The following is a 24,793-nucleotide window of genomic DNA, read 5'->3' as shown; positions in this document are numbered from 1 at the left end:
TCCGTCAGGTTGTGAATTGAGATTGTGGTTGATCATGCTAGCGTCCTTCCCGGGGAGGACGCTAGCATGATGAGACTGCTTCCACGTGTGGGTATTCTAGCCCTCGGCTTGGGCTTGATGGGGTGCGGAGCCTCGGAACAGACCGAGCCAGACCCGGTCGTTGATCCGGTTGAAACCGAGACGGTTCAGCCGGAGGAGGCCCCTTCCTCGGAAACAGTGTCAGCCGGTCCGGCATCTGATCCACAAAGTGTTCCATCGGACGATCCCGATTTTGACCCCTATGGTGGTTGGCAACCTTGCGGCGGCAGTGCAGGCTGTGAACATGTGGCCACCATTTCAGCCCCGCATGGCGGCCCTGTGCTGCAGGTTTTCTACGACCCAGACCGTCAGGATGCCATTACGCGCTGGGGCGATATGCTGGCGGGTGTGATGGGTTGCGTTGAGCAGGGGGGCACGCTTTCACAATGCGTCTCGTCTGCCGATGCTCCGGATCTCTGCAAAACCGAATATGACCGTATCGTCGGCCTTTCCGATGAAGCCACGGCATTTGAGGTCGTGTTTCTGACTCAAGGCAGTCCGTGTCGACCGGTGGAGGGCCAACCATGAGGCGGTTCTATCTCAAAGTGGGGTTGGGCCTTGTGGCGGTTACCTTGCTGACGGCATACGACACAGCCGTGATTTCGCGCATTCCATGGCAATCGATCTACCAAGCAGAGCAGGCGGATTCGATTCCCGAACACACCAATATTGCCGATGATACGTTCGATTATCTGGACCCGTCGGGCCAGTTACGTGTCCGTTTCGGCCGCGGTGGAACTGCGACGCTCGATGTGGTCGACCTCAACGCCAGTCATTTTCGGCACGACCTTCTCTACGGTGTTGACCCGTTCGGCGATGATGAAGAGACGGAGGCCGAAGAGCGGACGATTCCGTCACCCGGCCTGTTTGCGGGCCTGCCGGATTACAGCTATGCGATCTATGACTGGCTGAACAAAAACCAGACGTGCCCGGCATTTCCGGATGAAGCCTACACGGCCCGGTGCCACGAGTTCATGGGGTGGCTGGGCGCCATGAATTCTGTCCATTTCGGATCCCAGGCGGAGGACATGTACGCCCACCTCCACACCAATGCGCTTCGCCTGGCTGAAGATGCGCGCGAAATGCGTGAGGCAATGAGCCCGGCGGAACGGATTGAGTATGCCGAGGAGATTGAGGAGGCCGAACTTCTGGCTCTGGCTTATGAGGGCTATGCTCAGCACTTCATCCAGGACCGTTGGGCCATGGGGCATATGTGGGAGCGATGGGCGGCCCCCGACCCGACGCAACAGGAAGCGGTTCTGCCGGCTCATCTGGCCATCGGTGCTCTTGCGGGCCTCGTCCATGGCGCCGAGGCTGTTGTTCAAAACATGCCCGCCCTTGAGTATCTTCTGATGCGAGCGGACCCGATGTCGTCTCCCTTGCCGGGGCCGAACGGTGTTGCTGTGCCGATGGAATACCGGCACGTGCGTGCGGACGGCACTATGAGCGATCCGATCCCTGCGGTGGGGGATGAACGCTATGCTGACATGATCTCCGGTCAGTTCAGCCTGAACCGATATGACCCGGCTGAATATAATCAGACGCTGAATGTCCCGCAGCAGATCGAATCCATGCGGTTTTGCACCGGTGCGGGGTGGGCTGAGGTCATCCGTGCTCTGGGACCTGGAGACGAGGGAGGGTATTCCAGTTTCAGCGTTCCCCTGGGTGCAGACGCTCCCACGGTCGCAGTGCTGGAACATGAAGACTGCTGGAACAACTGGGCCACGAATGAATCCATGGCTTTGGGTTTTCTCGGGCCGAATCCAGGACGGGCTGTGGCTGTCCTGGCCGCAATCGATCTGAACGTTCCGCGTTTCCCTGACGTGCCGAATGAAGCGAACAACCCCTTCGTCTCTGACCGAACTGAGGTCGTGGCCTATGCAACCCGAATCTGGCTGCGCGGACGGGATGATCCGCACGGGACGGAGGTGAGCCGCGGTACAATGGAAAGTTATGCCGGGAATCTGGCGAGCTGGGTCGGGGCGGGCGATATGTTCAACCCGAACTCGCTGTGGGGATTTCAGTCAGGAAATGCCTACGAACTTCCCAATTACGTCGTGCCCATTGGTCTGGAGTCGATGTATACGTCTCAGCAACCGGATGCCTTGCCGGACTACAGCTATCGAGGACGGGATATCCAGACCCTGTACGGCGTGTTCTCGGGTGTGTTCGCCGACCACTGGTGTGAACACACGGACGTGCTTTCCGAGTGGCGGGCAGATCCAAATGTGATGAACCGGGAAATGTGTGAAGTCCTTGGTCAGCGTATCTATAACGGCACGCATCCCAGTTATGAGGGCTCTCAGTCGCGTGAGCGCCGCAATGAACGCGGGAGCGTGAGGTCGATGTGCTCGATCCGGGAGGTCTCTCAACTGGAGTCGGATGAGCAAGATGATCGCGATAACCCCTACTGGCTGGACCAGGGTTATATCCCCGCCGCGGAGGATCGACAGGAGCTCGATGGCGTGAATACCTCGCTCGATCCTGTTGTGAACTGGTGTGCTCGAACGCCTGTCATTGCGCTGGACGAGAGTGTGGACCTCAACCGGGACAATGTCGCCGTCGAGATCGATCCTGAGGATGTCTCACTGAGATTGTCTGGCTGGGATTTGGGTTTGTCCCCCGGTGAGGCGCGTCTGACTGATCCGGAAACCGGCGAGATCCTGGAGCTGGACCAGATCGTCAGCTGGACGGATGCGGAGATCCATTTCGATATCTCTGATCTCGAGCTCGTGGACGGTCGCGACTACACAATCGAGCTGCGCACCGCCGCGACAGCCTATCATGTCAACGGCCTTGCGATGGTCGGTTTGGCCAAAGTTCGCGTGACCGATTTTGAAGACCCTGAACCGACCTATCGTGATCTGGCGGGCCTCGGGCCGTGTCGGACATCTCGCCGCTCTTTCGCACTGGTCGAGCTGAGCGCCTATCTGGATGGTGAGAGGCGGCCGGAAGGCTTTACCCGTTTTGCGGAGGACTATGCTCGCGATACGGCGATCCTGACAGATTACCTGACAGAGGAAGTCGCCTGTATGCGCCAACTCCGAGAAACAGGGCTGCCGATCCTGCGCGCCCATGCCGGCGGCTTTGCATCGGGATACATCCTCGAGGAGGGCGTGTATCGAAGCCAGACGTTGATGACGCATTCGCTTCATGCCGCCCCTTTGACGGGCATCCATAATGGGCAGGAGACGACAAACAATTTCTACGATGTTCACATCGACGATGTGGACGGGCTGATCTGGTATCTCGAACGCGCGAACCGGGTGGTCCAGGCCTGGGACCGAGCGATTAACGGGGAGACGGCCTATACGCGTCGTGCAGATGTCTCACCGTTTGATCTGATGCAGGTTGCGACCAGTGTGGAGGAGACGCTGAGGCAGGGCTTCATCGAGACCGAACAATCGGATGGGAGTTCGAACATGCCTCCTGGTATGGGGGATTTCATGGCGCAAGTGACTGGCGGGTTGACCGACATGTCCATGTCCGTCGACTTGTACGATATCGACGAAGTCGGTCAGCAGGCCACTGAGGGCATTTTGGCCGGTCTTGAACACTGGACACAGGTCGAAGACACGACGCGCGGTGCGATTGTCGAGCTGGATGTGTCAAACCTGCGTCTGTTGCGCCAGTTTCAGGCTGGTTTCCAGGCTGCGCTGGCCGATGGGGCGGGTGATTATTGCGCCGAAACCGGGCGAGACCCCTGTGACATCTACGTCAATCTGAATGAGTTCGATTTTGAACACCACAACCGCCTGCTCGATTGGATGCGGGACATGCATTCCAATCTCGTGTTCCGTGATTCCACTGTCATGACAGTCGGTCTGACGGCCAACTATGTGGATGAAGCGGGCAATCCGCGTTTCTTCAAGGCGTGGCCGGGCGAGTTCGAATCTGAAGCCGCCCGACTTGGCCCGAACTAACCCAGTGCCGGTTCCGGAGCGGCCACGGCGTCGGCGACGGCCTGTGTGACCTCGACCGTTGTCAGTGTCCCGCCCAGGTCACCGGTCCATTGCGCGTGGGCGTGGACCTGTTCAACGGCCCGGCGAACAAGGCCTGCGGCCGTATGTTCGCCCAGGCTGTCCAGCAATTGGGCCGCGCTCTCAATGGCACCGAGCGGGTTGGCCTTGCCCTGACCGGCAATATCCGGCGCTGACCCGTGGATGGGTTCAAACAGACCGGGACGTTGATCGCTCAGCGAGGCTGATCCCAGCAAGCCGATGGAGCCGGGTAACATGGAGGCTTCGTCCGAGAGAATATCGCCAAACATGTTCTCGGTCAGGATGACATCGAAATCGGTGGGTTCACGCAGCATATGCATCGCCGCCGCATCCACATACATATGGTCAAGCTCGATATCAGGATAGTCCGTCTTGCCCATTTCGCTGACGGTTTCGCGCCACAGGCGGCTTGTTTCCAGTACATTGGCCTTGTCGACAGAGGTCAGGCGTCCGCGGCGCTGACGCGCCTGTTCAAAGGCGATCCGTGCCACCCTTTCGATCTCGGCGCGCGAATAGGTGCATTTGTCCGAGGCGCTGTCCTCGGTGCGTTCGCGTTCCCCGAAATAGATGCCGCCAGTCAGTTCGCGTACGATGACCATGTCCACGCCCGCCACTTTTTCCGGTCGCAGGGGAGATCGGTCGGCCAGCTCGGGATGAACACTGACAGGGCGCAGATTGGCATAGACATTCATGGCCTTGCGCAGGGCCAGAAGTCCGGCCTCGGGACGCGAGGGCGCGTTGTCCCATTTGGGTCCGCCCACCGCACCGAGAAAAACGGCATCCGCGGCCAGGCAGGCAGATGTTGTGGCCTCACTCAGGGGCTCGCCGGTTTGGTCGATGGCGGCTCCACCAAACGGGTGATCCGAAAATTCAAGCTGGAAGCCGCAGCGCCGGGCCACGGCCTCCAGAACGGTCCGGGCCGCGCCGGCCACTTCCGGTCCAATCCCGTCTCCGGGCAAAAAGGCGATGGAATAGCGTGTCATGAGCAGGCCTCCTCATAGGCTCGGATCTTGTCGTCCTGTTCGAGCAGGAAGCCGAGCGGGTCATTGCCATCCAGCAGGCAGCGTCGGGCAAAGGCTTCGATCTCGAATCCGAAACTGGGCCCCTGTGCGCACCGGACCCAGCAATCCTCCAGATCCACGACAACCTCCGCATCTGGATGCTCGAGCAGCCAGCGATGGGCCGTGCTGGGGGCAATAATCGGCAGAATACCGTTCTTGGCAGAGTTGGACCGGAAGATGTCGGCGATCTCGCTGGAGATCACCACACGCACGCCCAGATCATGCAAGGCCCAGGGCGCATGTTCGCGAGAGGACCCACACCCGAAATTCTGGCCGGCGATCAGGATTTCATGGCGGCTGGGTTGGTAGCCCCGCAGAGCATGGCCGGGCTTTTCCTGGCCCGCACCATCATAACGCCAGTCATGAAAGGCCAGCTTGCCCAGCCCCGTGCGGGTGGTCGTGGTGAGAAACCGGGCCGGAATAATCTGATCGGTATCAATGTTTTCCTGTTCAAGCACGAAGGTGCGGCTGACCAGGGGGCTAAACGGCGTGCGCATGTTGGACATGACCATCCTCCATCAGCGAGCGGGGATCCGTGATCTGACCTGTGACGGCGGCGGCCGCCGCCGTGGCCGGGCTGGCCAGGACGGTGCGAACGCCCGGGCCCTGTCGACCTTCAAAATTCCGATTGGACGTGGACACAACCAGCTCACCCGGTTGCCCCTTGTCACCATTCATGGCGATGCACATGGAACATCCCGGCTGGCGCCAGTCGGCTCCGGCTTCGATGAAAACCGTGTCGAGCCCTTCTTCAATGGCCTGCTGGCGCACAAGAACGGAACCAGGCACGACGAGCGCACGCACGCCGTCAGCCACTTTGCGTCCGCGGAAAATCGCCGCCGCTTCACGCAGATCGGTGATGCGCGAATTGGTGCACGAGCCGATGAAGACCTGGTCGACGGCCTGGCCTTGTAGTGTCGCACCGGCATCCATCTTCATGTATCCCAACGCCCGGGCATCTGCGCCGGTACGCGGAGCGGGCACCGGAGCATCGATGGCGATACCGGCATCGGGCGCCGTTCCATAGGTCACCATCGGGCGGATCTGCGTGGCATCGATCTCGATCTCTCGATCGAATGTGGCACCGGGGTCCGAGCGCAGGTCTGACCAACGGGCGAGGGCGGCCTCCCAATCAGCACCCTTGGGGGCTTTCGGGCGGTCTTTCAGCCAGTCAAACGTGGTCTGGTCCGGGGCAATCATCCCGGCGCGCGCGCCCGCTTCGATCGACATGTTGCAGACGGTCATGCGCCCTTCCATGTCGAGTGCTTCAATCGCTTCCCCGGCATATTCGATCACGCAGCCAGTGCCGCCATCAACCCCGATTTCGGCAATGATGGCGAGGATGATGTCCTTGGCGGAAACGGAGTCAGGAGCCTGACCGGTCAGCGTGATCCGCATGGATTTGGGCTTGCGTTGCAGGAGGCATTGAGTGGCCAGGACATGACCGACTTCCGTTGTCCCGATGCCAAAGGCCAGGGCTCCAAACGCACCATGGGTTGCCGTGTGGCTGTCACCGCACACAATGGTCATGCCCGGCTGGGTCGCGCCCATTTCTGGACCGATCACGTGCACGATACCGCGATGTTCACTCTCCCACCCGTGCAGGGTGATGCCATGCCTACGGGCATTGTCCTGGAGCGTCTCGACCTGTGTCTGAGCCTGGGGCGTGACGTAGGGCGGAGGGGTTCCCGGTTCGAAATCCAGTGTCGGGGTGGAATGATCAATGGTCGCCAGAACACGATCAGGGCGGCGCACACGCAGCCCCCGCGCTTCAATCTCGGCAAAGGCCTGAGGCGAAGTCACCTCGTGCACCAGATGAAGATCGATATAGAGAATACCGGGTGTGTCGTGGCTTTCCTCAGCGACCTGATGAGTGTCCCAGATTTTCTCGAACAAGGAGCGTGGCGCCTCAGGCGACATGCTGAACCTCCATCGGATTGTCGTGAGCGGCTTCCAGCCATCCGTGCGCGTCCGGCGTGGCGCCGGAGAACAGGCCAAAGAAACGCTCCTGCATCAATTGGGTGATCGGGCCACGTCCGCCGCACCGCACCTCGTGTCGGTCCACAGAGCGAACCGGGGTGATTTCGGCGGCCGTGCCGGTGAAGAAGATTTCGTCCGCCAGATAGAGGCTTTCGCGTGACAGGGTTTGCTCCCGCACCTCCAGACCTTCAGCCCGGGCCAGCTGGATGACACTGTCGCGGGTCAGACCAGACAGGATAGAGGACGAGGTCGGAGGGGTCCGGATGATGCCATCCGCGATCACGAAGATATTTTCGCCTGCGCCTTCCGACACCAGACCATGAACGTCCAGACCAATGCCCTCATCAAACCCGCGATCATGCGCTTCATGGGAGATCAGATAGGAAGACAGGTAATTACCTCCGGCTTTCGCCCCGGTCGGGATGGTGTTGGGCGCCGCGCGGTTCCAGCTCGACACACAGGCATCGACACCCTTTTCCAGCGCGTCTGCGCCCAGATAGGCACCCCACGGGAAGGCCGCGATGATCGTATCCACACTGTTATCCTTGCTGGGCAGGACACCCAGGCCCCCATAACCAAAATAGGCAATCGGACGCAGATAGGCGTCTTTCAGGCGGTTGGATCGAATGGTCTGTTTGCACGCGTCGATAATCTCTTCCGGCGTGTGCGGGATTTGCATCCGGTAAATGCGGGCGCTGTCAAACAGACGTTTGATGTGATCGGTCAGGCGGAAGATCTGGGGACCGGACGGCGTGTCGTAGCAGCGAATGCCCTCAAACACCGATGTGCCATAGTGCAGGCCATGGCTGAGAACATGGGTTTGTGCGTCGTGCCAGTCGATCAGCTCGCCATTGCGCCAGATGAAGTCGGTTTCCGTGATAGCCATCTTAACTACTCTCAATTCGGGTCAGACGGCCGTGGCCGTGTGTGATTTTTCAGGGTCGGCGTGGGCAAAGGCATGCGCACGCTCAAGGGAAAACAGAAGGGAATCGATGGCGGCGGTCACGACATCGGGCCCCCGCGCTCGACCGGATACCTGGCGACCATCAATCTCGATCTCGATTTCAGCCATGAACTCTCGGCCTGACGGTGTACGGGTCATCCGGGTTTCCAGGTTGAGAATAATGGCCTGGGTCCGCGTGATGCGCTGAACCGCGGCGAAGGCGGCGGCTACAGGACCATCACCCGACGCGATATCCGACATGCGACCGCGCTCGGGATGGCTTAACTCCACCCGGGCGAATTGTTTGGGGCGCGGACCGGCCGTCGTGCGCAGCTCGGTCCGGACCACTTCCCAGCGGGCTCCGGATTCAGAGAAACCTTCCATCAGACCGACCAGATCGGCTTCCGTCACTTCGCCATGGGCGTCAGCCAAGGCCTTGAAACGGGCAAAGATATCGTCCTGCTCGTCCGCGGCTGGTTCATACCCCAGCTCGGCCATACGCTTGAACAAGGCGTGTTTGCCCGAATGCTTGCCCAGGATCAGGGAGGACGAATCGGCGCCGACACTCTCGGGTGTCATGATTTCATAGGTCCGGCGATCCGCGATCATGCCGTGCTGGTGAATGCCGGCTTCATGCGCAAAGGCATTGCGTCCGACGATGGCCTTGTTGGGCGCTATGGTGGTGCGCGTGGCCCGGATCAGGGTCTGGCTGGCCGGGACAAGCTCGGTGGTATCCACATGACAGGGCACGGTGAACACATCGGGGCGGACCCGCATGGCCATCACCACTTCTTCCAGGGAGCAATTACCCGCCCGTTCGCCAATCCCGTTGATGGCACACTCGATCTGGCGGGCGCCGCCACGCACGGCGGCCAGGCTATTGGCCACGGCCAGGCCGAGATCATTATGGCAGTGTGCCGAGAAGATCACATGGGCGGGACGTGTCACCGTCTCACTCAAATGTTTGAACAGCTCATAGATTTCCGTGGGCTCGCTATAGCCGACCGTGTCGGGAATGTTCAGGACATCGGCTCCGTGCGCGGCAGCACATTCGAGCGCCTCGACTAGGAAATCCGGCTCGGTGCGCAGTGCATCCTCGGCCGAGAATTCAATCTCGTCGAACTCACCACGGGCATGGGTCAGGGCCGTTTCGATCGCCGCAATCACCTCGGTCCGGCTCATGCGCAATTTGGCTTCGCGGTGGATCGGGCTGGTGGCCAGGAAGATATGGGCCCGCTTGCGACGGGCCGGTTCCAGCGCATGCATGGCGGCATCAATATCGCGAACGGTGGCGCGCGCCAGGGAGCAGATGGTCGGGCCGGTGATCTCGCGCGCGATCTGGCGGATCGCCTCGGTATCGCCGGGAGAGGCGGCGGCAAACCCGGCCTCGATGACATCCACCCGCAGCTTCTCGAGCATGCGAGCAACCGCAATCTTCTCATCCGGCAGCATAGAGAAGCCGGGGGCCTGCTCACCATCGCGCAGGGTGGTGTCGAAAATCCGGACATGGTCCGGGGCATTATCATTCATCAATGTCGAGGCGGACATGGTTCGCTCCAGCCGGCGGTCTGAGTGCCGGCGATTTGATAGGTCGTATCAGGGGTGTCGGGCGTATGGACCTTGCTGACATCGAACAATCGTTCGATCTGGCGGGTCAGGACATCGGCGCGGCGGCCGGAATCACGAGGGTCCAGCTGAAGCTGGATGCGCGAAATGCCTTCGGTCGGCTGGGCCTTGTGCATCGCGTTGATGACGAATCCGCGGCGCTCCACAAGACCGACAAGGCGCAGCAGTGCGCCCTCGGTGTCAAACAGGTCAACGGTCAGATCTAGACGCATCTCAATGCTCCATCATTTCTGCGTTGGACTTGCCCGGCGGCACCAGCGGCCAGACATTTTCACGCGGGTCGATCAAAACGTGCGCCAGGATCGGGCCCTTGGCGGCCAGCAGGCGCTCAATGGCGCCGGGGACTTCTTCCCGGCTGTGTACGGTGAAGGCTTCAATGCCGAAGGAACGGGCGACTTCGGCGAAATCCGGATTGTCGTAGAGGTCGATCTCGGAATAATTCTCCTGAAAGAAATACTCCTGCCACTGCCGGACCAGGCCCAAGGAGGCATTGTCCAGCAGCAGGATTTTCACGGGAATGCTGTAGCGACGGGCGGTCGCCAGTTCCTGGATGTTCATCATGATCGAGCCATCGCCGCTGACCGTGATGACCTGGGCGTCGGGGGCGGCCAGGGCAGCGCCAATACCGGCGGGCAGACCATAGCCCATGGCGCCAAGTCCGGCGGAGGTCAGGTGAGCTTCCGGCCGTGAAAAGCGGCAATGCTGGGCAACCCACATCTGGTGCTGGCCGACATCACAGGCGGCGATGAAATCGTCTCCGGCCGCTTCCGACAACTGCCGCAAAAGGGCCGGGGCGAACACGCCATTCCCCGGGGCATCCTCGTAGCGAAACGCAGTGCGTTCCTTATTGTCCGCGCAGATCTGACGCCAGTCATCAATCTCGACATAGCCGGGATCGAGGCGGCCCATGATCTCTCGCAGCGAGCCGGCAATGCCCACATCGGCGCGGCGCAGCTTACCGATCTCTGCGGCATCCCGATCAATGTGGATGATACGCGCATTGGGGGCGAACTCGTCCAGCTTGCCGGTCGCGCGGTCATCAAACCGGGCGCCGCAACAGATCAGCAGATCGCTGTCCTGAACCGCTTCATTGGCCGCTCGCGACCCGTGCATGCCCAGCATGCCCAGGAAATATGGGGCTTCAGGATGGGCGCAGCCCAGGGCCTTCAGCGTGGCGACGGTCGGGATGCCGGTGCGCGTCATGAAATCACGCACGGCATCCACGGACCGGCTCAGGGCCACCCCGCCGCCTATATAGAGTACCGGCTTGCGGGATTGGCGTATGAGGGCCGCCGCGGCACCCAATGCATCATCGGATACCGGCGGCGACCCGGTCTCGGGCCGAGTTGGGGGTAGAGAGGGACTCGCCTCGGCCTGCAAGACATTCTTGGGCAGGTCGACCAGGACAGGGCCCGGTCGGCCTTCCTCGGCAATGTGGAAGGCATCCTGCAAGAGTTGGGGGATCTGGTCGGGATCCCGGATAACGATGGAGTGTTTGACGACTGGCATGGTCATGCCGATGACATCCACTTCCTGGAAGGCGTCCGTGCCCATCAGGGCTGCGGGCACCTGCCCGGTCAGAATGACCATGGGGACACTGTCCAGATACGCGTTTGCAATCCCGGTCATGAGATTGGTCGCCCCCGGACCGGATGTGGCCAGACACACGCCGGCCTTGCCCGTGATCCGGGCTTCGGCATCCGCCGCGAAACTGGCGGCCTGTTCGTGTCGAACCAGGATGTGTTCCAGGCTCGACCCGACCAGCGCGTCATAAACCGGCATAATGGCGCCGCCGGGATAGCCAAAGATCCGGGTCACACCGATCTCTTCCAGCGTACGCACCACCATGTGGGCGCCGCTGGTCGGCGTTTGGGTCTGGGCAGGCGGAGCCAGTGCTGTTTCGGCCGTCATGGCAGTGTCCTCTCCGTCAGCCGGGTCAGGCGGTGTTGGAGCCGGGCTGCAGCCACGGCATGTCCGCGCGCAAGGCGGCACCGGTGTGTTCGATGGGGTGATCCAGATCCTTGCGCAGCAGGGCCTGGTATTGCGGCTTGCCCGCCTGGTTCTCGGTGATCCAGTCACGGGCAAATGTGCCGTCCTGGATATCGGTCAGAACCTCTTTCATGCGCGCGCGGGTCTCGTCATTGATGACGCGCGGGCCGGATCGCAGATCGCCATAGATGGCTGTTTCGGAGATGAATTCGTGCATCTTCGACAGGCCACCTTCATAGAGCAGGTCGACGATCAGCTTCAGCTCGTGCAGACATTCAAAATAGGCCACTTCCGGCTGATAACCGGCATCGACCAGGGTTTCGTATCCGGCGAGGACCAGCTCGGTGGCACCGCCACACAACACGGCCTGTTCACCAAACAGGTCGGTTTCGGTCTCCTCGGCAAAGGAGGTTTCGATCACGCCGGAATTGGCCCCGCCGATACAGGCCGTATAAGCCAGAGCCCGGTACTGGGCATCGCCAGTGGCATCCTGATCGACCGCATAGAGGCAGGGCACGCCGCGCCCGCGCTCGTATTCACGCCGGACCAGATCGCCTGGACCTTTCGGGGCCACCAGCATCACATCGACATCGGCAGGCGCCTTGACCCGGCCGAAATGCACGGAGAAGCCGTGGGCGAACATCAGGGCATCGCCTGCGTCCAGATTAGGGGCGATATACTCGTTGTAGACGGCTTCGTGGCTCATATCCGGGGTCAGGATGACGATCATCTTGGCCGCCTTGGCCGCCTCACCGGGCTCCATTGTGCGCAGGCCATCCGCTTGGGCCCGTTGGGCACCGGCGCCGCCGGCGCGGACGCCAACAATCACATCACAGCCGCTGTCATTGAGGTTCATGGCGTGGGCACGGCCCTGGCTGCCATAGCCGATCACGGCAATCGTCTGGGCCTTGAAGGCGGACGTGTCGACTTCTGAGGCGGTGCGCCGCGAGGTCGGTGCCGGGGTGGACGTGGTCATGCGAAAATCTCCTGTTTGGACCCGGTTTCGGGTGTATTCGGGTGTGATGAGGTTGAGGCGGGCAGCGGACCCTCATGGGTCACGGCCCCGCGCGAAGCGGACGCCACCAGCCGGGCATATTTGTCGAACACGCCGCCCATGCGACGCGGCGGTGCAGGCGTGTGGGTGACGCGTCGGGCGTCGAGATCTGCCTCGACATCGATCCGCCGCGCGGCCACATCGATCTTGATCGTGTCGCCATCCTGGATCAGCCCGATCGGGCCACCGGCGGCGGCCTCCGGAGCGACATGGCCAATCACGAAGCCTTTTGATGCGCCTGAGAAACGGCCATCGGTGATCAGGGCGACATCCTCGCCCAGTCCCTGACCGACCAGGGCAGCCGTGACGGCCAGCATTTCGCGCATGCCGGGTCCGCCCTTGGGGCCTTCATTGCGGATGATGATCACATCTCCGGCCTGGATCTGATTGTTTTCAACGGCAGCAAACGCGTCGTCCTCACACTCGAAGACCCGGGCCGAACCGGTGAAATGTGTGCGCGAATGGCCTGACAGTTTCAGGACCGAGCCGTCCGGAGCCATATCGCCGGACAGGATGCGGAAGCCGCCATCGGGTTTGACCGGATTGGCCACGGTATGGATCACACGCTGTCCGGCACTCTCCTCCGCCAGGGCGCATTCCTCGAACAGGCTGCGGCCGCTGACAGTCGGGACATCATTCAGGCATTCGCCCTCCACCAGGCGTTGGGCGAACAGGCGTGTACCTCCGGCCAGGAACATGTGATGCGCCAGAAAGCGCCCGCCGGGTTTGAGGTCGGTGATCACGGGGGCCGTGCTGGAAACCGTGTCGAATGTCTCGATCGAGAAAGGCACGCCGGCTTCAGCTGCGATCGCCGCGACATGCAGAATGGCATTGGTAGATCCGCCACTGGCCGAGGCGGCGATGGCCGCATTTTCCAGAGAGGCCGGGGTGATGAATTGTCGCGGGCGGGTTCCTGACCGGGCCAGTTCGACCGCCAGCTGACCGCACCGGGCCGCGGCCGCAGGCTTGTCGGGGTGCGGGGCGGGGATGTCATTGGCGCCCATGGGCGACAGGCCCATCATGGTCAGGATCATGGCCATCGTATTGGCCGTGAACTGTCCACCACACGCGCCAGCCCCCGGACAGGCCGCCTTCTCGACGGCGTCCAGCTCATTGTCATCGATTGAGCCGCACGCATGCGCCCCGACGGCCTCGAATACGTCCTGGATCGACAGGTCCTGATCACCCCGGCGGCCCGGCATGATCGTGCCGCCATACAGGATGCAGCCCGGCACATCCATGCGGGCCAGGGCCATGGCGGCGGCCGGGATGGTCTTGTCGCAGCCCACGATCACCATCACCCCGTCCAAGCTGTGGCCCCGCACGGCCAGCTCGATGCTGTCGGCAATCACCTCGCGGGAGATCAGCGAGGCCTTCATGCCCTGCGTCCCCATGGAGATCCCGTCCGACACAACCACGGTGTTGAAGTCGGCGGGCACACCGCCGGCATCGCGAATGGCCTGGCGGGCCGGCTCGGCCAGCTTGTCCAGATGCATATTGCACGGGGTCACGGTCGACCAGGTATTGACCAGCCCGATGATCGGTTTGGCAAAGTCCTCGTCCTCGAACCCCGTCGCGCGCAACATGGCGCGGGCAGGCGCCCGGGCGGGTCCGGCAGTGATGGTGTCTGAATTTTTGCGTCGTGTGTCGGTCATCGGTCTGGTCCGTGAGGCCAACACGAAAAACCCCGCTCCGTGAGGAGCGGGGCTTTTCGTGCCTGCCTGTTAGGTGTGTCCTAGCTCGCAGGTGTGAGCGCCGCTCCGGTTATGGAGGCGATAATAAGTACAAGGAGTACAAGGAGGGTCAGGCCGGTGAGCGCGACATCCGCACGCGCAAACAGTCCGCCCGACGGGACGGCGACTGCGGTCTGGGAGACCGGCGGCTGGTAAGTGTTGCGGTTCATGGGCGTGCCCGGTTGCTTATGTTGCGTTGCACGATGACGGTCGCTGTCCGGATTGGCAACCCCTCTTGCGCAACATTTTTGCATTTCATTATCCAACCTTGGTCTGGGGTGGAAAAATCTTGCGCGCGTACGCGTGGGCGCGGAATTGATGTCAGAGCGGTGATGCGCATGAAAAACGTGCGCGCCTTGCCTTTCAAGCGGGGTTCGAGTCTAGATGCAGCTCCTGATCGGGCGCGGTACGAACGATCGCACTCTGACAAAGTTGACAGGAGAATGGCAGTATGGCCTTCGCGGCTGGTTGGTCTGTGGACGTGCAGCGCGTCGTGATAAAACTGGGCTCATCACTTGTGCTGGACGCACAAACGCGCGCGCTCAACATGCCCTTCCTCTATGCCGTTTCCCGTGATGTTTCGGATCTTTTAAATCAAGATATTCAATGTGTTATTGTGAGTTCGGGAGCCGTGGGTCTCGGCCGGCCACGGCTGGGCCTGACGGCGTCGGGGCTTACACTCAACCAACGCCAGGCGGCTGCAGCCGCAGGTCAGACTGTGCTGGTTCAAGGGTGGGAGAGAGCGTTTGAGCCGCATGGTGTACCGGTGGCGCAAGCCCTCTTGACATATGGTGACATAGAGCGTCGACGTAGCTGGCTCAACGCCCGCTCCACCTTGCGCGAACTGGTGGGCTGCGGCGCAGTGCCGGTGATCAATGAGAACGATACGGTCTCAACCGAAGAATTGCGGTTTGGCGATAATGACCGTCTCGCGGCCCGTGTCGCGCAAATGATTTCTGCGGACCTCCTCATTCTGCTTTCCGATGTTCCCGGCGTGTGCACGGCCGATCCGCGTCATGATCCGAATGCGACCCTGATCGAGGATATCTCGGAAATCACACCGCAGATCGAGGCTTTGGCCGGCGGCGCGGGCGCTTCGGGCGTCGGGACGGGAGGCATGGCCACCAAGATCGCGGCAGCGCGCATCGCCGGATCTGCAGGGTGTACAACGCTTATTGCATCAGGACGGGTTGACCATCCGGTGATGGCCGCGGCGCAGCGCGGAGGGGGGAGTTGTATCCGCCCGTCTGTGGACGCGGGGTCTTCGCGGCAGGCCTGGATCGCGGGTGCCCTGGAACCTGTCGGACGTCTTGTTCTCGATTCCGGAGCCGTGAAAGCCGTTCTGTCCGGCAAGAGTTTGCTGCCCGTCGGACTAAAAGCGGCGTCTGGCGGTTTCAACCGCGGGGATGTTGTGCGGCTGGATGACGAAGCGGGCCAAATGATCGGCAAGGGTGTCGTGGGATATGATGTCGAGGAGGTTCGCCGGATTGCGGGTCTCAAGACTGATTCCGTCGAGGCAGAGCTGGGATATCGACGCGGATCTGCTGTCGTGCACTGCGAAGACCTGGTCCTTGCTGCACCGGCGAAGCCGGGTTGAGATCGTGATGATCCGCCCTACTGTTCGATCAAACGGTGTCGGGAGGTCGAATTGGCAGAATTGACATTTCACGTGAGCCAGCTGGGTATCATGCTCCTGGTGATGCTGGCCCTCTGGCCCATATCGGTCTGGCGCAATGACCCTTCCTTTATCGACTCGATCTGGCCCCTGGGTTTCATTCTCATGGCGCTGTCGAGTGCTGTGTCTGTTGGGACGAATTATCTGGTTCAGCCGGTCTTCTGGATGGTGCTGGTGTGGGGATTGCGTCTGGGGCTTCACCTTTTCACACGCTGGATGCATGAAGGTGCGGACAAGCGCTACGACGCCCTCAAGGCCCGTGCCCGCTTTAATGTTCACCTCTTTGTTCTGGTGACGGTGTTTGTTCTGCAGGGCATCTTGCTGTGGCTGACATCCCTACCGATCCAGAATGCCATGGTTCGCGCAGAGGGCTGGGCGCCCTTTGAGCGTATGGACGGGTTCGCCCTTGCTGGTCTGGCCTTGTTTATCGTCGGTTTTCTTTTCGAAACGATCGGAGACTGGCAGCTGGCACGGTTCAAGGCCAATCCCGACAATGCGGGCAAGGTGATGGATCAGGGGCTGTGGCGTTACACCCGTCATCCCAATTACTTCGGCGATGCCTGTGTCTTCTGGGGGATTTATCTCGTCGGTCGCGCCGGAGCAGATCCGTTATGGGGTGATGGCGCCTGGACGATTATCGGGCCGATCTTTCTGACCTGGACCCTGACCCGATGGTCGGGAAAGGCCTTGCTGGAGCGCAATCTGATGGAGAGCCGTCCAGACTATGCCGATTATGTGCGGCGCACGCCGGGCTTTATTCCAGGCTTTCCAAAACGACGAGACCCCTAGCCCTCGCGCATTTTCTCCAGGAATTCGCTGACCTCGGCTTCCAGCACATAAGCCTGTCCCGCCATCTGGGACGTCGCGCCATGCACCTGCTGGGACGCGGCATTGGCATCGGAGATGGTCATGGAAAGGCCATCCATCGCCTTGGAGACAAAGCCCGCACCGCTGGCGGCTTCGGCGATGTGTGTGGCGATCTCCTGTGTTGCATTGCCCTGTTCCTGTACGGCCCGGCCGACTTCTCCCGACAGGCGGGAGAGATTGGCGATTGTACCCCCCATCCGGCTGATCGAATCGACAGCGGCATCAGTCCGTTCGCTGATCGAGCGAATCTGGTTCCGTATGGTTTCCGTGGCTTCACCTGTCTGTTCGGCCAGGGTTTTCACTTCTGACGCAACAACAGCGAAACCCTTGCCTGCTTCGCCTGCGCGTGCGGCTTCGATTGTTGCATTGAGAGCGAGGAGATTGGTCTGTTCGGCGACATCCTGGATCAGGGCGACCACCTGACCGATTTCAGTCACGGCATCGGCCAGCTCGCTGATCTTTGTGGCAGCAGTTTCGCTTTCCATGATGGCGGTGTCGGCCGAGAGTGTTGAATCATCCACCTGTCGCAGGATCTCGCGGACCGAGTTCGAGAGTTCCTCCGTTGCGGCAGCGACGGTCTGGGCGTTGCTGGACGTTTGTTGCGCGGCCGCCATGACATCCATCGAATGTGTGCCGGCGCTTTCCGCCGCGGTTTGAAGGCTTTGCGCTGTCCGGGAGAGCTCGCCCGCAGCGGTGGACTGCTTCTTGATGATCTCTCCGACGGCGCGATCAAACTCTTCAGCCAGCACGAGGCGCTGGGCGCGACGGTCCTCGCGGGCCTGGAATTCAATGGCTTCCTGTTCTTCGCGCAGGTCTGCGGCGGCAGTCATTTCGCGTTGGAACACATCCAGCGTCCGCGCCATGGCCCCGATCTCGTCCTTGCGATCCTGACCGGTCACCTGAATCCTTTCACCCTTAGCCAGTTGCGACATGATGTGGGTTGTCTGTTTGATGGGGTGGGCAATGGAGCGGCCGATCATCCAGGTCAGGGTGGTGACTGCGCCAAAGATGAGGATGATAAAACCGATCGCGACCTGCATTGTGCGTTCGGTACTCGAGCTTAGACGGGATGCCGCTTCGGCACGTCCCTGCGTGGCAGAGAGCGCGATGCGTTCGAAGACCGGAGCCAGCGCTTCATAGGCCGTGTTGACCTGCGTGATTGAAGCTTCCAGCTCCAGGCGGGCACGTGTCCAGTTGTGGAAATCACGCTGATAGGCCCGCATGAGATTGCCCACTTCTTCAAGAACCAGTGGCGCGTAGGGCCGGGTGTTCCAGATTGCAAAGAATTCCTCGACCCGTGTGTCCAGCCGATCAATATAGCGTTGCTGGACACGCATCATGAAATCCTTCTCATGGCGTCGCATCATCAGCATTTTCACGGTCAGTTCGTCATCCTGGTACTCGGCGAGCCGGGTCTCGACGGCATGGACGGCCCCGCGCAGCTGACCTTCCAGACCGCTATCGGCGTCCAGCCCCATGCGTTCGCGCACGTCGACCAGTTGATTGAAGGAGCGTGCATAGGCCAACGCCAGCTGACGCGCTTGCTGGAGTTCTGCCTCCATCAAAATGGCGAGTGGGTCTGTGCTGAGCCTGTCCAGCTCTGCCATGAGGCGACGGTGTTCGAGGGTGAAGCGGGTGAGGTCTTCCAGGTCGCGTCGCAACAGGAAATCGGTCTGGATTTGACGCAGAATCAAGGCTTGGCTGGCCAGGGTCTGAGCCATCTGGTCAACCTCGACATATCCGCGTTCCTCGGCAAGGGCGGACCGTGTAACCGTGGCATTCCAGAAGAACAAGCCGGTCAGGGACAACACGGCGATGCCGGTGAGAACTCCCAGCCCAGCGATACGCTGCGAGATGCGAAAAGTGTTCAGGATGTTGAGCATGGTTCAACCTCAGGTGACTGGTCTGCCGTCCTTAGTCAGCGGGCCTAGACCTCGTGCCGTGCCGCTTAATAACACCTAAACACAGGTGTTCCGGGGGATCCGTTTCAAAAAACATTCACCCAAATGTCACAGAGTTTTCTGCGCAGATATTTCGCTTGCTCTTTCTGGTTGTTTTTTGGAGACGGATTTTAGGCTAGTGGAAATCGCGACTGCCCGGAAGGAGCTGACGGACCCGGCTGGCCTGCTGGAGGCGTCTTGCGATGTTCAGCTGGCGCGGATCGTCCTGGCCGGAGCGCGCTTCATCTGCGCGTGTCGAAGAGGTGTCTATGAGATGTCCGCTGGCCAGCTCATTCAGCCAGTCCGTGCGATCCATCAATGTCTGGGCGATCACGTGGATAACAGAGCCTTCTTTCTGGACACGGCCGGTCACCGCCAGAAACTTTGAACGCATAACGGTCTTGCGGAAGCACTCAAAGGTTTTGGGCCAGACAATGATATTGGCATTTCCGGTCTCATCCTCGAGTGTTGCAAAGATCACCCCGCTGGCTGAACCGGGGCGCTGCCGCACCAGAACGAGACCGGCCAGACTGATCCAGCGCCCGTCGGCTGTGTCCTGCAGGGCCGAGATGGGGCGATGGCCGGTCTCGTTGAGGTGATGTCGGAAGAAATAAACCGGATGTCCTTTTAGCGAGAGGCGCAGATGCGTGTAGTCCTCGGCGACCTCTTCCGCGCGGGTCAGGGCGGGCAAGCCGGGATCGGTCTCGGGGCCGGTTTCATCCATATGCTCAAACAAAGGCAAGGCCGGGCCGCGTTCGGCCAGGGCGTTCCAGCTGGCCTTGCGCCGATCGAGCGAGAAAGAGGCCAGGGCGTCGGCTTCGGCCAGCCGATCAAGCGTGCCCTTGTCCAGCCGGGCGCGACGGGCGAGTTCGGATACCGAGCTGAAGGGGCCCTCAGCCTGGCGAGCCGCGATGAGCCGGGCCATGGCGTTTTCCCGCAAACCCTTGATCTGGCGCAAGCCGAGACGAACGGCCTTCACGCCACCGCCTTCTGTCGTTGCGAGACCGGGTCGCGGGCGCGGATCGGTTTCCAGGGTCGAATCCCAGTCCGATCGGTTCACATCGGGGGGCAGGACGCACACACCGTGTTCCCGGGCATCCCGGACCAGCTGGGCCGGTGCATAAAACCCCATGGGCTGGGCGTTGAGCAGGGCGGCCAGAAACACGTCCGGATAATAGTGTTTTAGCCAGCAGGACACATAGACAATAAGCGCAAAGCTTGCCGCATGGCTCTCGGGGAAGCCGTATTCGCCAAAGCCTTCGAGCTGTTTGAAACAGCGTTCGGCGAATTCTTGTGAATAGCCGTTCGACAGCATGCCGGCGACGAGTTTCCGGCCCATCTCATAAATCGTTCCGGAGCGACGAAAGGCGGCCATGGAGCGACGCAGCCGATCGGCTTCGGCCGGGCTGAAACCGGCAGCGACAATGGCGATCCGCATGGCTTGTTCCTGAAAAAGCGGTACACCCAGCGTCTTGCCCAGAACGGCTTCCAGCTCGGCGGAGGGAAATTCAACCCGCTCCTCACCATTACGGCGGCGCAGATAGGGGTGGACCATATCTCCCTGGATGGGGCCGGGCCGGACAATGGCCACCTCGATCACCAGATCATAGAAATTGCGCGGTTTCAGACGGGGCAGCATCGACATTTGTGCCCGGCTTTCGATCTGGAACACACCGACCGTGTCGGCCTTGCAGATCATGTCGTAGACTTGAGGGTCTTCGGCGGGAATATCATCCACCGCCATGGGCCGGTCATAATACAGGCCGAGCATGTCAAGCGCCCGGGCGACGCAACTCAACATGCCCAGACCCAGAATATCCACCTTCATCAGTCCCAGGGCGTCGATATCCTCCTTGTCCCACTCCAGAACCGTACGTTCGGGCATGGCGGCATTGTGCAGCGGTACGATTTCGTCCAGTCGCCCATCGGTCATGACAAAACCGCCGGGGTGCTGGGATAAATGACGCGGGAAGCTCAACAAGGCCTGGGCGTGATGCAAGGTCTGGGTGAGGGCCGGACTGTCAGGATCAAGGCCCAGCTCCTGGCGTATCCGGTCCTTGTCAGGCGTCTCTCCACGCGACCAGCCCCAGATGGAGCCGGACAGGGCGGCAATGACATCGCCGGACAGGCCAAACACCTTGCCGACTTCGCGAATGGCCCCGCGTGGACGATAGCAATTGACCGTCGCCGTCATGGCCGCGCGGCGGCGTCCATATTTGCGATAGACATACTGGATCACCTCTTCGCGGCGCTGGTGTTCGAAATCGACATCAATATCCGGCGGCTCGCCACGTTCAGCGGAGACAAAGCGTTCGAACAGAAGATCGACCCGGGCCGGGTCCACCTCGGTAATCCCCAGGGCGAAACAGACCGCGGAATTGGCTGCCGAGCCGCGGCCCTGGCACAGGATGTCTTGGCTGCGGGCAAAGCGCACGACATCATAAACGGTAAGAAAATATGACGCGTAATCAAGTTGTGCGATGAGTCCGAGTTCTTTCTGCACGGCCTGGTGCACGGCGGGAGGGACGCCTTCGGGATAGCGCCGGTCCAAGCCCTCCCATGACAGGCGTTTGAGGGTTTCCATCGGTGTCTCTCCCTCACCGATCACTTCCTGCGGATAGGTGTATTCCAGCGCGTCTAGACTGAAGGTGAGCGAGCGGGAAACCTGGACGGCCCGGTCAACAGCGTCCTCATAACCGCGGAAAATCCGGTACATCTCGCCGGCCGGTTTGAGATGGCGTTCGGCATTGGCGGTCAGGCGATATCCGGCCTCATCAATACGCACATGTGTACGAATACAGGTGATCACATCCTGCAGGGATTTGCGGGCGGGGGCATGGTAGAGCGCATCCGTGCTGGCGAGCGGGAGGAGGCCCAGCTGCTCTGCCAGCTGGGATAACCGAAACAGACGTTCACCATCGCGGCCGTCAAACCGTCGAGTCAGGGCCAGATAGGTGTCGGATCTGGCGCGTTTCGCGATCGCTTTTGCGGTGTCGAGCCAGCCGGGTGGAATGGGGTCGGGCGGCAAGATCAGGAAAACCTGGTCATCGCTCGCATCCACGATCATTTCCGGCCAGAGTTCGCATTCACCCTTGATGGCGCGGAAATTGGCATCGGTCAGCAGGCGGCATAACTGACCATAGGCCCGGCGGTTTTTGGGGTAGGCGATGAGTTCGAAGCCACACCGCGTGATCAGGCGCGTGCCGGGATGAAAGCGTATCCCGACTTCCTTGGCTGCCAGATGGGCGCGAACCACGCCGGCAAAACTGTTGCGATCGGCCAGCCCGATGGCCTCCAGACCCAGGGCATGGGCCTGGGCGATCATCTCGTCGGGGTGGGAGGCCCCGTGCAGGAAGGAGAAATTACTGCACGCGGCCAGTTCGGCAAATCCCATCACCCAACTCCGTGGACAAACCAGCGCGGCTGGCGGGTTTCCAGGCCATAGAGTCCGTCGCGATAGAGCCAGAACCGGCGGCCTTCGTGTGTCTCCACACGGAAGTAATCCCGACTCCGTGGCATGTCGCCCGGCGGGGCCTGCCACCAGTCGGGTGCAATCCGTTCAGGCCCTTCTGCCTGGCTGACCCGGTGATGCACCCGTCGCCAATGAAAGCTTCTGGGCGGACCGTCCGGGATTTCGGCAACAGCCTCCACCTGTTCCGGACGCCCCAGTATCATCAGGGGGCGATCGGGGGTCAGCGGTGCGTCGTCCAGTGGCAATCCGGGCTGATCTGCGACGGACAGCGCGGGCGAACTCGCCGAACCGGTGGCAAGGGGCACCCAGTGCGCGGCGTGTTCGGGCTGGTGAGTGGCCTGAAACCGCGCCTCATAGACGGTGTTCTCGCCAAGTTTTGCGGTGAGCCGGTCAGTCAGCTGGTGGATGTCAGCGACCGGGTTATGTGCCGTATGCTCCGGATCCAGCTGAGCTTGGTGCGTGTTTATGGCCTGGCTGAGCGGTGCGCTCAGCTCGATCATGTCGATACCAAATCCGATGTCCAGCGCCGTGCGGTCGAGGCGTTCCAGCAAGAGCCGTGTGATATGGGGCGCATCGCGACTGGGGGCGGCTGTACCGATGTCCAGGTCCTGGGTGCGACCATCGACCCGGTAGAGGGTCAGCCGGGCCTGGCGCAGGCCATGACCGTCTGTCTCCAGCTGACGGCACAAAGTCACAGTGGCTTCGGTGAGGCTGGACTTGAGGCCGTCCAGAACAAGCAGGGGTTCGCTATAGCGCATGCGGGTCCGATAGGCGCTGACAGGTTGAAGCGGGTCCAGACTTTCCGGTTCACGCCGGGCGGCCTGATCAAGGCGTTTCAGGAGTTGGGGGCCGAAGCGCCGGGCCAGGCCTGCGCGCGGACGGGTGAGGAGATCGCTGACCTGAACCAGTCCGAACCGGCGCAGCTTGGAAGCCAGGGCGCCAATTCGCAGCGCTTCAACCGGGAGAGTGTCCAGGTCAGGTGAGAGGCTACGGCTTACAAGCATGCCCCCGGGGGCCGGTGGGGCAGCATGGCGGGCCAGTCCCCAGGCCAACCCGATGGTCGATGCGATGGCGCCTGTGGTCGTTATGCCATGACTGCGCACCGCGTTCACACAGGTCTCCAGCAGAGCCTGTTCGCCGCCAAACAAATGAGCGCAGCCCGTGGTCTCCAGCAAGATACCGTCTAGCCCGGGAGCGCCGGGATCCGCGCTTGTCCAGGGGGACCAGCGTCCGCACGCGCGCGCCAGGCGGGTCAGGGCGGCTTTATCCCCGCTGGGGTCATGCGGCCGGGTCAGCAGGTCGGGCTCCAGGGCCTTGGCATCGGCAACCATCTGGCCCACGTGCAATCCTGCTTGGTCAGCCCGGGCGTTCAGCGCATACAGGCGCTCGCCCCCGGTTGTGGTGTGAGCCAGGGCAAAGGGGCGCTGTGGGCGCGGGCGGCGCTCAGGCGCTGCGGACCAGGGGGAGTTGAGCCGGTCTGTCGGCCACAGGGGCAGGCTCAACGACATGAAACGCCGCATGTTTCCACTCATATTCCTGTTCTTGAGGCGGGGCGCCACGCGCGCGTTCCAGATGAACGTGAAAGCGCGGGGCTCCGAGGCCGAAGAGCCCGTTGGCTCCCTGCCAAGGTGTTGGACGACTGGGGCGTGCGGCGATCCGACGTCGGGAGAGGGCAACGCTCAGGCCTTCGAGGCGCGCAGGGCGATGGATCAGCACAAGACTGGTGCGGGCCTGGGCCAGGCGGTGTAGACGCTTGCTGGCTGTCAGGTCATAACTGCGATGATTGCGCACTTCGCCCATCACCCAGGCCCCCTGACGCAGACCGTCCTCCATGGCCCAGAGCGCGTGTTCCGGCGTATCGGTCTCCACCAGGAGAATGCGGGAGGGGTCGAGATTCCAGTGTCTCAGGGCGGAGGGGGCCGGACGCCCGAAATCCTGGTGTGGGCCCGGTCGTGGACGCACCCAGAGCAAGGGGCGCCGCGGCGGCAGGCATTGCCCCATCAGCCCGGCCTGGAAGGCTAGGGCGGCGGGTTGATCCAGATACCCTGCGGCCGTGATTTCATGCAGCCCCGGCGTGAGTGCAAGCCCGTCAGGCGAGGTGATGGTGAGTGAGGTCGCAGGGTGTGGGGCTACACTGTGTGGGGCTACACTGGGCGGCGTTGTGGTGTCGGGTTCGGGCCTGATCATGTGTGCGGAGACGAATCCGCCCTGCACCCCCGGGTCCAGCGCCTTGAGGGTTTGACATAGCGTATCGATTTGCGCTCGCGATAAGTGTTTCGAGCCCATGGATCATGCCTGCTGAGGTGTGCGAGGAACAAAATGTTCTGCAAATGTTCTCATATCGGGCGCAGGAGTCAAGATGTCTTGGAATGTG

General features: G+C 61.5%; 18 protein-coding genes. 4 read left to right on the top strand and 14 right to left on the bottom strand.

All coding sequences use genetic code 11. The features are described 5' to 3' along the window. The first annotated feature begins 66 nt into the window (after positions 1 to 66). Positions 67 to 606: a hypothetical protein gene (locus RMQ97_RS14055; RefSeq protein ID WP_413661528.1), complete on the top strand. Its 540-nt coding sequence runs from the start codon at positions 67 to 69 to the stop codon at positions 604 to 606. After that, entirely contained in the window at positions 603 to 4,001 is a 3,399-nt protein-coding gene (locus RMQ97_RS14050; RefSeq protein ID WP_413661527.1) for a hypothetical protein, read from the top strand. The genes RMQ97_RS14055 and RMQ97_RS14050 overlap by 4 nt, the downstream gene beginning before the upstream one ends. Here RMQ97_RS14050 and leuB read toward each other — a convergent pair. The 10 genes from leuB to RMQ97_RS14000 all read right to left on the bottom strand — a co-directional run bounded on the left by leuB (position 3,998) and on the right by RMQ97_RS14000 (position 14,635). Further along, positions 3,998 to 5,062: a 3-isopropylmalate dehydrogenase gene (leuB, locus tag RMQ97_RS14045; protein WP_413661526.1), complete on the bottom strand. Its 1,065-nt coding sequence runs from the start codon at positions 5,060 to 5,062 to the stop codon at positions 3,998 to 4,000. The two genes, RMQ97_RS14050 and leuB, sit on opposite strands and share 4 nt — an antisense overlap. Further along, complete coding sequence (gene leuD / locus RMQ97_RS14040) at positions 5,059 to 5,646, bottom strand: 3-isopropylmalate dehydratase small subunit (RefSeq protein WP_413661525.1); 588 nt, start codon at positions 5,644 to 5,646, stop codon at positions 5,059 to 5,061. Before leuD ends, leuB begins: the two co-directional genes overlap by 4 nt. Continuing rightward, positions 5,621 to 7,060, bottom strand: coding sequence for a 3-isopropylmalate dehydratase large subunit (gene leuC / locus RMQ97_RS14035; protein ID WP_413661524.1), 1,440 nt, complete (start codon positions 7,058 to 7,060; stop codon positions 5,621 to 5,623). The genes leuD and leuC overlap by 26 nt, the downstream gene beginning before the upstream one ends. Beyond that, positions 7,050 to 8,006 (bottom strand): branched-chain amino acid transaminase, encoded by a 957-nt coding sequence (locus tag RMQ97_RS14030; protein ID WP_413661523.1) that lies wholly within the window; start codon positions 8,004 to 8,006, stop codon positions 7,050 to 7,052. The genes leuC and RMQ97_RS14030 overlap by 11 nt, the downstream gene beginning before the upstream one ends. Before the next feature lie 21 nt (positions 8,007 to 8,027). Beyond that, positions 8,028 to 9,611, bottom strand: a complete 1,584-nt coding sequence (locus RMQ97_RS14025; protein ID WP_413661522.1) for a 2-isopropylmalate synthase — start codon at positions 9,609 to 9,611, stop codon at positions 8,028 to 8,030. Next, complete coding sequence (locus RMQ97_RS14020; protein WP_413661521.1) at positions 9,593 to 9,901, bottom strand: ACT domain-containing protein; 309 nt, start codon at positions 9,899 to 9,901, stop codon at positions 9,593 to 9,595. Before RMQ97_RS14020 ends, RMQ97_RS14025 begins: the two co-directional genes overlap by 19 nt. A 1-nt stretch (position 9,902) precedes the next feature. After that, positions 9,903 to 11,600, bottom strand: a complete 1,698-nt coding sequence (gene ilvG, locus RMQ97_RS14015; RefSeq protein ID WP_413661520.1) for an acetolactate synthase 2 catalytic subunit — start codon at positions 11,598 to 11,600, stop codon at positions 9,903 to 9,905. A gap of 25 nt (positions 11,601 to 11,625) precedes the next feature. Then, positions 11,626 to 12,654 carry a ketol-acid reductoisomerase gene (ilvC, locus tag RMQ97_RS14010; RefSeq protein ID WP_413661519.1) on the bottom strand — a complete coding sequence of 343 codons (1,029 nt, stop codon included), beginning with the start codon at positions 12,652 to 12,654 and terminating at the stop codon, positions 11,626 to 11,628. Then, a complete protein-coding gene (locus RMQ97_RS14005) occupies positions 12,651 to 14,387 on the bottom strand; it encodes a dihydroxy-acid dehydratase (RefSeq protein ID WP_413661518.1) in 1,737 nt (578 codons plus the stop codon). Before RMQ97_RS14005 ends, ilvC begins: the two co-directional genes overlap by 4 nt. Before the next feature lie 80 nt (positions 14,388 to 14,467). Beyond that, positions 14,468 to 14,635 (bottom strand): hypothetical protein, encoded by a 168-nt coding sequence (locus RMQ97_RS14000; RefSeq protein ID WP_413661517.1) that lies wholly within the window; start codon positions 14,633 to 14,635, stop codon positions 14,468 to 14,470. 281 nt (positions 14,636 to 14,916) lie between these two features. Between RMQ97_RS14000 and proB the strand changes: the two genes are divergently transcribed. Beyond that, on the top strand, positions 14,917 to 16,062 hold the full coding sequence (gene proB / locus RMQ97_RS13995) for a glutamate 5-kinase (protein WP_413661516.1): 1,146 nt from the start codon (positions 14,917 to 14,919) through the stop codon (positions 16,060 to 16,062). Positions 16,063 to 16,134: 72 nt separating this feature from the next. Then, on the top strand, positions 16,135 to 16,929 hold the full coding sequence (locus RMQ97_RS13990; RefSeq protein WP_413661515.1) for a DUF1295 domain-containing protein: 795 nt from the start codon (positions 16,135 to 16,137) through the stop codon (positions 16,927 to 16,929). On the opposite strand, the gene RMQ97_RS13985 is transcribed toward RMQ97_RS13990, so the two are convergent. The 4 genes from RMQ97_RS13985 to RMQ97_RS13970 all read right to left on the bottom strand — a co-directional run bounded on the left by RMQ97_RS13985 (position 16,926) and on the right by RMQ97_RS13970 (position 24,606). After that, the gene (locus tag RMQ97_RS13985; protein WP_413661514.1) at positions 16,926 to 18,890 is read right to left on the bottom strand and encodes a methyl-accepting chemotaxis protein; all 1,965 of its coding nucleotides are present in this window, start codon (positions 18,888 to 18,890) and stop codon (positions 16,926 to 16,928) included. The two genes, RMQ97_RS13990 and RMQ97_RS13985, sit on opposite strands and share 4 nt — an antisense overlap. Before the next feature lie 193 nt (positions 18,891 to 19,083). Further along, a complete protein-coding gene (locus RMQ97_RS13980) occupies positions 19,084 to 22,341 on the bottom strand; it encodes an error-prone DNA polymerase (RefSeq protein ID WP_413661513.1) in 3,258 nt (1,085 codons plus the stop codon). Beyond that, positions 22,341 to 23,939, bottom strand: coding sequence for a DUF6504 family protein (locus RMQ97_RS13975; RefSeq protein ID WP_413661512.1), 1,599 nt, complete (start codon positions 23,937 to 23,939; stop codon positions 22,341 to 22,343). Before RMQ97_RS13975 ends, RMQ97_RS13980 begins: the two co-directional genes overlap by 1 nt. Next, a complete protein-coding gene (locus RMQ97_RS13970; protein WP_413661511.1) occupies positions 23,863 to 24,606 on the bottom strand; it encodes an ImuA family protein in 744 nt (247 codons plus the stop codon). Before RMQ97_RS13970 ends, RMQ97_RS13975 begins: the two co-directional genes overlap by 77 nt. Positions 24,607 to 24,793: the final 187 nt, after the last annotated feature.

Source organism: Maricaulis sp. D1M11, from assembly GCF_047308265.1.
Classification (GTDB): domain Bacteria; phylum Pseudomonadota; class Alphaproteobacteria; order Caulobacterales; family Maricaulaceae; genus Maricaulis.
This window is presented reverse-complemented; position numbering and strand designations above follow the sequence as displayed.